Source organism: Aliiroseovarius zhejiangensis, assembly GCF_014656375.1.
GTDB lineage: Bacteria > Pseudomonadota > Alphaproteobacteria > Rhodobacterales > Rhodobacteraceae > Aliiroseovarius > Aliiroseovarius zhejiangensis.
The window spans coordinates 149,505-159,844 of the sequence record NZ_BNCH01000006.1; the positions used below are offsets into that span (position 1 = coordinate 149,505).

At 66.6% G+C, this 10,340-nt stretch carries 4 protein-coding genes; all 4 read right to left on the reverse strand.

Annotated features, from left to right (window positions below; translation table 11 throughout):
• Window positions 1-54: 54 nt before the first annotated feature.
• Genes IE188_RS13525 through IE188_RS13540 form a run of 4 tightly spaced genes read right to left on the reverse strand, consistent with a single transcriptional unit; the run spans window position 55 to window position 10,340 of the window.
• Window positions 55-3,423, reverse strand: coding sequence for a beta propeller repeat protein (locus IE188_RS13525; RefSeq protein ID WP_191287044.1), 3,369 nt, complete (start codon window positions 3,421-3,423; stop codon window positions 55-57).
• Window positions 3,423-7,226 carry a hypothetical protein gene (locus IE188_RS13530; protein ID WP_191287045.1) on the reverse strand — a complete coding sequence of 1,268 codons (3,804 nt, stop codon included), beginning with the start codon at window positions 7,224-7,226 and terminating at the stop codon, window positions 3,423-3,425. The genes IE188_RS13525 and IE188_RS13530 overlap by 1 nt, the downstream gene beginning before the upstream one ends.
• Window positions 7,216-8,250 carry a hypothetical protein gene (locus IE188_RS13535; protein ID WP_191287046.1) on the reverse strand — a complete coding sequence of 345 codons (1,035 nt, stop codon included), beginning with the start codon at window positions 8,248-8,250 and terminating at the stop codon, window positions 7,216-7,218. Before IE188_RS13535 ends, IE188_RS13530 begins: the two co-directional genes overlap by 11 nt.
• Complete coding sequence (locus IE188_RS13540) at window positions 8,250-10,340, reverse strand: hypothetical protein (RefSeq protein WP_191287047.1); 2,091 nt, start codon at window positions 10,338-10,340, stop codon at window positions 8,250-8,252. Before IE188_RS13540 ends, IE188_RS13535 begins: the two co-directional genes overlap by 1 nt.

Genomic DNA, 10,340 nt, shown 5'->3' on the forward strand with positions numbered 1-10,340 from the left:
GCGCAAACCAAGCGCGCCCTAAAGGCCAGCCAAATCCTGAACGACGACGACCGGTCAGGTGCGGCGGCGGAACCGGCGGGCGGCGACGTGGCGGCTGCGGCGGATCAGCATGGCCAGGTTGTTGCGGTTGAGCTGGGCCAGCGTCACCGGATCGCGGGTGGAACTGACAATGGCGACCAGAAGCTCGTCATCCAGACCCAACGCATTGGTCACCGGATGGGTCAGGTCGGCGGTAAACTCGACCGCGCGGGGCACGCGGGCCTCGACCGGTCCGGACAGGTTGCGCCGCGCAGCCCCCGGCTCGGCCAGCGCCCAGCCTGCGGGCGGCGTGGTTGACGACCCGTCCAGCAGCGCCAACACCGCCTGCCGCCACGGCGTATCAATGGCCACGGTGGTCAGATCGGTCGGCGCGTCGGCCAAGCGCAGCAGGACCACCGTTACCTGATTGCCCTCAAGGGCATCCGTGTCGCGGTGATGCACCATCACATAGGTGGGATAGGTGCCGGCAGGACGGCGCAGCCGCATCATCGCGGGACGCCGCATCAGCTCGGTCCGCTGGTAAAGCTGAGCCTCGTTCGGCAGGGCGCCCATGCCCCACGGGGGCGGCACGGGCGAGCCATGCACATAGACGTCCGGACTCATGTCCAGCGTGAACGTCTCGGGCGGGTCGGCGATGCTCAGCGGATCGACCGGGTCTGCGTCAATCTCAGCCTGCCGCGTGTCCAGGTTCGTGACCCGTAGATAGGTGTTGCCGACCGAGGTCGGCGTGTCCGAGATGTTCAGCTCCCACATGCCCCGGCTTTCAAGCGCGGCGCGCAGAAGCCTCAGATCGCCTTCGCGAAATATCGCAAGATCCTGCACCACCGCCTGCGGCAACCCGTTGATCTCGCCCGTCCAGGTCCAGCCTGGCGTGTCGCCCGAAAAGCTCAGCACCCCGCGCCAGACGCCCGCGCTGCCACCGACAAACACGATGTTGGGGTCATCGGGATGAACAACGACCGCGAACTGAGGCGCCTTGGTCCCTGAAGTGCCCGCCACCGGATCAAGCCCCTGATTGCGCAGCCCGGTCGGGTGCCAGGTCTCGTCCCCATCAAACCACCAAAGCGTGTCCATCCGGTCGGCTTCCCCCACCGCGCCTGTATCCGTCATTTTCGATTTGGACGTTGTGGTCACATAGAACGAGCCATGGCTGCCGCGCGTCCGGTCATGGGGAAACACATCGGTCCATTTGCCGATATAAGGCAGTTTCTCTGACGGTCCCGGTTCGATGTCCTCGTTCTTGCGGATCCGGTTCTTCATCTTCTTCTCGGTGAAGCGATGGCGGGACCATTCATCCTCGCCCGCGTCATAGCTGTATTGAAAGATGTTCCTGTTGGTCAGAACCAGCAGCCGCGCACCGTCAAAATCGTTCGTGACATCACCGCGTTGCGCCCAGCGAAGCGTCACCGCCACTTCTCCGTCACCAAACGTGTCCTGCCCGTCATGTTCCGACCCCGGCGTGCGGGCGTCTTCGCCTTTGGGCAGGGTCATCCAGGTGTTGTCGGCATTCGCCGGGTTCCAGTCGGGCGAAAACCACACCCGTGTGGTGCCGATGGCAATGCGGGTTTCATCCACCTCGCCCGCCACCGCCGCGATCCCGCTGTAAAACAGCGAGGCATCGTTTTCCTTGGTTTCGCTTTCGGGCGGCGAGGCCCCCGCCGCCACGGTGGTGCGAAAGACAGGCCGCGTGAACCGCCCGCCGTTCTCGCGCCACGAGGCTTCGGTGTATTGGCCAAGGTAGTAGGCCGGATTGGTGGTGTGATAGGCCACGCCGCCACCATCACCCTTGCGCCACAGCCGCCACAGCGACCCGCCCACCCGTTCGATCCGCCCGTTGTCCTGCGTGCCGGCAATCAACGCGCCCGGCACGCTGGGATGGCAGGCCACGAAACCGGGTTCCGAGATCGCAAGCCCATAGTTCAGCGCCACCATCCCCAGCCCGCGGTCGACGAAAACGCCGCCGTCGCAGCCGATCCAGACCTCGCCTGCAATTGGCCGGATCGCGTGCACATCGGCATGGGCCATGTCGCCGAAGAACGTGGGGTCGGTTTGGGCCGCAAGGTTGTTCGCGGTGTTGAAATCCGTGCTGTAGTCATTCGCCGCATGGGTGCCGCTGATCGTCAGCCGGTGCATGTTGGCGTTCGACACGTCACTGACCCGGATCGTCGACCCGGCCACATAGACGATGTTTTCATTCGCCGGGTCGACCGCGACCGAGTTGTTGTAATGCGATGAATTGCCGTCCACCTTCAGCGTGGAGCCATCCATCTTCGGCTTGCCAAACAGGCCCGGCGGCACGTCATCGACCACGCGGGCAGGCCCGGTGCCTTCGATCCGCCACAGCCGTGCCCGGTTATGGGCGCCCGTGCCCAGCACATAGACCACATCCGGGTTCGACGGTGCGACCGCCAGGCTCAGCCGTGCGGTGCGCCTGACGCCGTTCAGGTTGATCTTGCTGTAATTGCTGTCCGGCCCGCCTTCGGTCACGTAAACGGCGGTCTTGCCGGTGTCATTGTGGGTCAGCGCGGCATAGATGCGCTTCGGCGTCGCATTGGTCCACAGCACGTCCGAGACATGCGGCCAGGTGTCGGCGTCGAAATTGAACGGCGCACGCTCGATTCGGGTCCAGGCGGCATCCGCCACGAAGGGGCCATCGCGAAAATAAAGCCCGGACGAGGCCGCCGCGATCATCACATTCGCACCCTTAGGGTCAAAGGACAGCGGCACGCCGGGCTCGTGGGTCAGCCGGAAAATCCCCGCGCCCCGCATCGCGGTGCCTTCGCGCAGCCACGGGATCGACCCGACGCTTGCCAGCGCGCTGGACAGGGTGCCATCCAGCCGCAAGATCCCGATGCCCGCATGATCGTCGGCATGGGTGCGTCCGGCGATGGCCTTCAACTCGCCGGTCGCCGCATAGACGACATCGTCATCGGGCGTCGCGCCGAACTCGACATCCAGCGCGCCGATGGTCAGCGATTGCACCCGCCCGCCGGTGCCCGAGGCTGCACTGGGGTTCACCCCCCAACTGCCCAGCGGGGACCAGCTTTGCCCGGCATCCAGCGTCACCCAGACCCCGCCATTGGCCGCCCCCGCATAGGCGCGGCTGCCGTCGGGCGCGATCTTCAGGTCACGCACCCGCCCCGCCACCACCGGATTGCCGGTGGCCTGCCCGTTGATCATGCCGGTCGGCCCAAGGGGGATCCATCGGTTGGCGTCGGTAAAGGCCCCCAGGTCTTCCAGAACGCGCAGGTAATCCGCGCGATTGCCGAAAATCTCATCAAACAGCCCTTCGGGCGCGTGAATATCGGTGAACGCGTTGAAATCATGGCGCCGGGCGGCAAAGTCAATGCCCGCGCGTCCGTGACCTGGCCAGGTGTATCGCATCAGCCCCCCTCCCCTTCCGTGCCGGGGATGGGTGCGGTGGCAATGCGCACATATCCCTCTTCGATGGCGGCAGGTGCGTCCGGCAGAAGCGCGGCCTGGGTGGCGGCCAGGATGGGGTCGTCCTTCCACGAAAACGGCGTGTCGCGCCGGGTCCAGATCTGGTCTTCTCCGAAACTGGCGATCTTGGGCAGGCGCACCTTGTCGGGGTCGATCAACACCGGACCGATCCGGGCCGAGGGCGCCATCCGCCCAAGCCCCGCATCCACCCAGTCGCGCGCCAGCTGCAACGACTTGCGCGGCAGCAGGCCGGTGGTCAGATGCACCTTGCCCGCCGGGTGCATCAGGATCGTCAGGCGGATCACCTCGCCCAGATGAATGGGAAACTCGTCCTCGCCCACCAGATAGGGATGGTCGATCGGGTCCGGCTGCGGAATGCGCGCCCCCCCAAGGGCCGCGAAATGACCGCGCCGCCGCCCGCTTTCCAAGGCGCGGGTCTTGACGATCTTGTCGACCACGTGAAAGCGCCGATAGTCGTCGTTGATGAAATAGCCATAGACCCCGTCATCGTCGCGGGTGAACTCGCCCAGACGCGCACGGAACGCCCGGTCGGCCAGGTCGTCATAAACCGCCTTGCGCGCGTCACGCGCACCGGGCGCGGACAGGTCCAGAAGGTCAAGGTCATCATAGATCTGCAACCGGATCGTTGCCCGCACCATCGCCATCGGACGGCCCACCAGCCCCGCAATATGCGGTGTGCCGAGCGAGGCGAAGGTGTCAATCGACCAAAGCGTCGTGTCCACCGCGCGTAGAAAGGCCGACAACGCCGTTTCGCGCTTGGCGCTCAAGGCCGTGCCGCCCCGGGTGCGGGCGTCGGCTTCGATCATCGCGGCGGCGAACCGGCCCAAGGGCTGCGCCGATGCGGGAAGATCATAAAGCGGCCCGGCATCGGCTGGCCCCTCGCGCCCCGGCGCGATTTCCCACACGACGCCGCCGCCGATGGGTTCATGCTGCAATTGGCCCAACGGGTTGCCGGCAACGTCAAAGACCTCAAGCGCCTCGTCGATCAGGTCAGGCAGAAGGAATCCGGCCACAGGATTGACCATCAAATCGGGTCGTTCCTGGTTGATCGTCGCCTCGCGCGGCAGCGCCGCCCCGTCGGCGGGGTCGGCCAGCCGGAACGCGATGCGCGCGGGCCGCGCCAGCCGGGGCGGCAGTTCCAGCCCGTCGCCCGGTGCGACAAGGGCCGCAGGGTGCACCACCGCGTCGGGATCCAGATCCAGCACCCGGCCAAAGGCATCGACCAACCGCGCCGCCCGGATCCGCATCCGGCCCGAAAACAGAAGCTGCGGCAGGTCCACCGGCGCGATCTTTTCATCCGTTGCTTCAAGCTGCCCGTCGGGCGCGTCCGGCAGACCCAGCAACGCCTCATGCACCCCGCTCAGCGTCGCCGAGATCACATCTGCATTCGTCAGGTGCTTATAGACTGCCCGGACCTCTTTCTCGCCGTCTTCGTCAAGCTGCCCTTCGTCCTCGGCATCGCGCAAATCCTCGGCGGTCATCCAGTTCGTCACGGTCGCGGTCAGGCTTTCGGCTGCGCCATTGTTGACCGGACTGCGACCCGAGATAACCCGAACACCGCCACCCGGCGGCGGTGTCGCGTCATAGTCGACCTGCCCCAGCGCCCAGCCGGTCAGCCGGTCGGTCAGGTCAAGCTCGACCTCCCATTCCAGCCAGATCGGCGACCAGGGTTGCGCCCAGACCGTCACGCCCAATGGGGCCGCATCCACCCCGTCCAGCAGCGAATGGCGGCGCAACTGGTCGCCCAAGGCGGCCTCCATCGGGCCGGGCACCGATGCCGCGCCGCCCTCGCTGCGTAGGGCAAAGCCCGGCACGGTGCCGTCATAGACCCCATCGCGCGAGAAGCGCAGCGCCACCTCGCCCCTGAGCCGCGCGGCCAGAACGCTTTGCGGAAACGGGCTGGTGGGGGCCGCCTGCTGCGCCAGCCAGGGCGTGGTGAACGGATCGGTGATCACCGCGTTCTGCGCCAGTCGCACCACCTCGTCGGGCAGCGCACCATGGGGGAACGGCCCAAGATGCTGACGCCCGGATATGCCGCCCGGAATGACGATCGGGATCTGGCTGGGCCAACGGCAGGTCAGCGTTCCATCGGGCGAGGCCACGCCGTCCTCCTGATGGCGGCGCCCGCGTTTGGCATCGCGGATCGCCACGACCGGTTCCAGCGCCCGGAAATAACGCGGGCCGGGGCGGCGCACGCGGCGCACTTTCGGTTCGGCCTGCGGGCGGCCCTCGCGTTCAAAATGGTTCGCGGCAAAGCCAAGATGCTCGGGCACCACGCCGACCACGCCGGGCTTGGTCGCCGACCATGTCAGCGTGGTCGCCAATGTGCGCTCGGTGTCCTCGCGCGCCGAACTTCCCGCCCGGTTGCGCGCCGCGCGTCCGGCGATCAGGTTTTCCGGCCCGCCGCGATCTATGATCTTCTCGATCGAGTAATCCCGCCCGCGCTCGGCCTCGAACCGGGCGGCGTGTTCACGCTCCTCGATCTCGACCGCGCCATTGCGTTCGCCCAATTTGGCGACCTGATCATTGGCCAGTGCGGCAATCAGCCGTTCGGTTTCGGCGCGGGCGTCCATGTCATCGCCCTCCATCGCGGCAGCGGTCAGCGCGGCGATGCTGTCTTCGACCTGCGGGCCAAGGGCCGCGCGCGCCCGGCGCGGATCGGGGCGCTGATCGGCGGGCACCGGCCCGGCCACGGGCACGCCGTGGACGATCCCGTTGAGCAGGGTCGAATAGATATGCTTGGGCTCGACCGCCACGAACCGGCCGCCTTCGGGCAGGAACACCTCGGCCCCCTGCGCGCCCGACAACGCAGTCGAACCCGCCAGCGACCCCGCTTCGACAAGGGTGAACCGGCTGGCGCTTTCCACCCCGAGATCGGCCAACTGCCCCTGATAGGCCATCGCCTGTTCTGTCGCCGCGGTCTGCCCGCTGGTGTCGGCATTGACCCGCCAACCCAGATCCTCGGTCACGCTGGCAAAACCCGACGCGGTGCGCGCGGCGTCCAGGGGGTCTTCCGCCGCGCGGCTCCACCATCCGGCGATCAGATAGGTCGCCACGTCACTGAAAACGCCGTTCGGCGCGGCCTCGTCGATATCCTCAAGCGGGTCGTGAAACGCAAACCGGTTGAGCGTGGCGTCATAGCTTGCCGTCCAGGCCAGACTGCCCCCGGCGCCCGCGTTCAGATCGCGCCCCTTCAACGTCTTGCCCGTGGGGACACTGCCGTCGGTGGTGTCTTCTTTCCAATCCTTCAGGGGAATGACCCGCGTCGTGTCGGCTTCGATCACCCAGCCAGTGACCGCCATCCGCACGGCCCCCTCCGGCGCCAGCAGACGCAGCACCAGCCACCGGTTCGGAAGGGCGGCAAGGCCCAGCCCATCGCCGTCGACATCCTGCATTTCGCCGTTCATCACCGCATCGGGCATTGCCCAATGCAAATGCACACCCGCTGCGCGCGGCGCTCCGGGATCAAGCGGCGCGGGCGTCGGCGCGGGCGGATCACCATCGGGGGTCGAGACCGCCCCGGGCAGACGCACGAAGGCTTCGATCGAGCCCCGTTCCACATACAGCGCCTGCACATCAATCGGCACGATCAGGCGCGGCTTGCGAATGATCTTGGGATCCCAGGTGGCGAAATCGTCCACCCCGAACCCGGTGCGCGTGATCACCGACCAACGCGGCGAGCTGATCGCCGTGTTCAGAAGTTGCGGATCAAGCTCAATCGGCATCGAACACCCTTTCAAAATCAGCCGCCAGCGTCGTGACCTGTTTGGACAGCGTTGGGCGGAACACGGCGGCAATGTCGAAATCCGCCGTCACCCCCGGATCGCCAAACACCTGCCGATAGGGGAACCGGATCATCTGAAGCGCGAACTCTGCCCCGTCCAGCTCGGACCCCATGTTAAGATCGTCATCCTCAAGAAACGCGCGACCAGTATTGGCAAGATCCAGCACACCGGGGCTTCCGGGCCGAAAGCGCACCGGCAGCCGCTTGGCTTCGGCCATCGTTTCAACCTCGGAGCCATCTTCGCCCACGTAACTGGCGGTCTGCACATCGCGCGCGGGGATCGACGCGGAGTAGGTATTTGACGCGGTCTCGGTCAGCGTAACCCCGAATTGCAGCCCGCGCTTGGGTTCCTCGATATGCACGACCTCGGGCATCCCATCGAACAGCGCCAGCATTACCGCGGGCGCCAGCCGTTCCAGCCGCAAGAGCTTCAACCGATCGGGATGGCTTTCGGGCAATATCTCTTCGTCATTGCCGTCCGGCTCACGCGCATAGGCTCGCACATGCAGGCCCGGCCAGCCCGACACGGCGCGTGACCGCAGCACGAACCCGGTCATCAGCCCGGCGGGGCCGGCCTGACGCTCTTCCCCGCCGGGCAGGCGCACCAGTCGTTCCTCGCTGTCGATCTCGTCCTCGATGGCCCCGTACAGCCGGTCAAGCTGCGCCCGGTCGCCGGTGTTGACCGTGCCCACCGACAACGCCCCTTGGGTCAGCGCGTCGGTCCAGCCCCGGTCGACATAAAAGAACCGGATGGATTCGATGGGCAGAAGCGCACTATCGGCGACGATGTTGGAAAACGGCACACCTTCCAGCAGCCGCAGACGGGCCAGAAACTGCCGCACCTCGCGCGGGGTGATCTTGTCGTCATCGGTGAAATCGTCGACATCCGTCGCCACCAGAGAGCCTTCGATGGCGGCCACGGCTTCGTTCATCACGATCTCGGCAGTCAGGGTAGCCTGGGCCATCACTCCATCTCCTTCTTGCGGCGCTCGGTCTGGCGCCGGATCAGCGCGTCCAGCGCGTCTTCATCGGGTCTCGCCGACCGCCGCAGGTCGCGGTCAGACGTGACACCGCCCTGGGTCAGCACATTGCGCAACGCCTCGTCCAATCCGGCATCCAGCACGCGCAAAGTTTCGGGGTCGAGCGTATCTGCCGCCGCCCCCCGTGCCACCCCCACATCGTCCAGCGCCGCCGGATCGCGCCGCCGTTGTGCCTCGACCAGAACCTGCCGGTCGATGCCCAGCCCGTTGGCCAGATCGGTGATCGGATTGGCGGACAGGTGTTCAATCGGGCGGCCGGGGTCGGCGATCGGACGGGCATCGCCGAAATTTGCCACCAGATCGGCCGCCGCGACGTTCAGAAAACGCCGACCTACCTCGCGGGCGACACCCTGCCCTAGGGTCAGATCAAGCGTCCCCGCAAATTGACCCACCTGGCTCAGAACGCCATTCAGACGCCGCGCCCTTTCCGCCCCGAACTGTTCGCGCCGCCAGCGCATCAGGGCAGCCACGAAAGACGGTTGCGACAGCGCCAGAAGCCGCCCGATCTCGAACGCGACGGCCAGCGACAGGTCTTCGCGCCCATCGGGAATGGTCAGCCGCAACTGGTCCGAGACATGGGCCAGAACCGGCAAATCGCCCTCCTGATGCCGCCTGCGCGTGGCAAAGGGCACGAAGGGGCCACGGAACCAGGCGCGCCGATCCTCGCCTTCGCGGGTCTTGTGTGCCAAACCGACATGGCCGGTGCCGGTCACTTCGGGCGGCACACGGGGCTTGTCGGCAGGCGGCGGGGCATCGCCCCCGACCGGCGGCAGGCATTCGGGCCGGGGCGGCTCGGCGTCTGGGCCGGGCAAGGTGCCCAGAAGCCCCACGTCCAGTTCCTGCATGATCGTGTCCAGCGACCCGGCCCCGTTGCAGGTGAAACTCCAATGCGCCAATACCGGGAAACGATAGGTCTTTTCCAGAATGTAGGCCTCAAACGGGATGCGGAACCCGGCCCGCATCGCATCGCGCACGACAAAGCCCACATCCTCGGAACTGGCCGATGTCGCAAGGTCGGAAATGCGCGCGGTCGTGGCCGCAGACGCCCATTCGCCCGCCCGCGCCGACAAAGTGGCGGTGGCGTGCGTGGGCGACGGCGCGCGCGCCTGTGCGGTCGTACCGCTGAGCACCGCGCGGGTGCCCGGCCCGCTGCGCGGCAGGTTGCCCCCCCCGACCCCCGGTGCGAACACATGATCCACCTTGGCCCCCATGAAGCGCAGGTCGGGATCAACCGGGTGATCCTGAGCCACAGCAGCGGCGTTGAACACAAACTGCGTCGCCAGAAACGTGTTGATCGGCGGGGTCGGTGCGGGCAAGACGTCCAACTGGCCTTCAAGGTTCAATAGGCAGGCCATATAGCGCACCGGTTTACAGGCCACCCGATCAAACTGCGGCAGCCGATTGGCCAGCACCACCGCCATGAACCCGTCATCATCCCCCAGCGCGTTTTCCGTGTCGGCCAGGCTGACCTCGCGCACATGGGCCAGCAGGCGCAGATCCTCGACCGTGGGAAAGACCTTGCGCACAACCGTTTCCGGCACCGCCAGATACAGCCCCTTCACCACGTCCGACGGCCCGTTCATCGGAACACCCGGCGTCACGCAATCGGCAATCGGAGTCTCGACCGAAATCTCGCCCTCGCCCTCCGCGATCACGACCAGCGCCAGCCACGGGGTGTTGCGATCGGCGGCCTCGTCGGGGGCGTGGGGCACATCCGGATCGCCGGGGCGCAGCGGGCGGCGTTCCCACGGCATCGTGCGACGCTTGATCACGATCTGCGGCAGGCGGCTTTCATAAGCCCCTTCGGAATTGGCGGGCGGGAAGGTCGACAATATCTGATCGGGCGGCAGCTTGAAGCGGGGCGACGTGATGCGCACCCGGCTGGACTGCGTTTCCACATTCAGCCCCGACACATCGGGCGAGGTCAGCTTGTGCCGCGCCACCAGGTCATAGTCGCCCGCCTCCAGCGGGGGCACGAACCCGTCATAAAGCACGAATTTTCCAACCGCGACCAT

Coding starts and splice junctions, on each gene's coding strand:
- IE188_RS13525 (WP_191287044.1), bottom strand. CDS start 3,423: ATGCGATACACCTGGCCAGGTCACGGACGCGCGGGCATTGACTTTGCC.
- IE188_RS13530 (WP_191287045.1), bottom strand. CDS start 7,226: ATGCCGATTGAGCTTGATCCGCAACTTCTGAACACGGCGATCAGCTCG.
- IE188_RS13535 (WP_191287046.1), bottom strand. CDS start 8,250: ATGGCCCAGGCTACCCTGACTGCCGAGATCGTGATGAACGAAGCCGTG.
- IE188_RS13540 (WP_191287047.1), bottom strand. CDS start 10,340: ATGGTCGCGGTTGGAAAATTCGTGCTTTATGACGGGTTCGTGCCCCCG.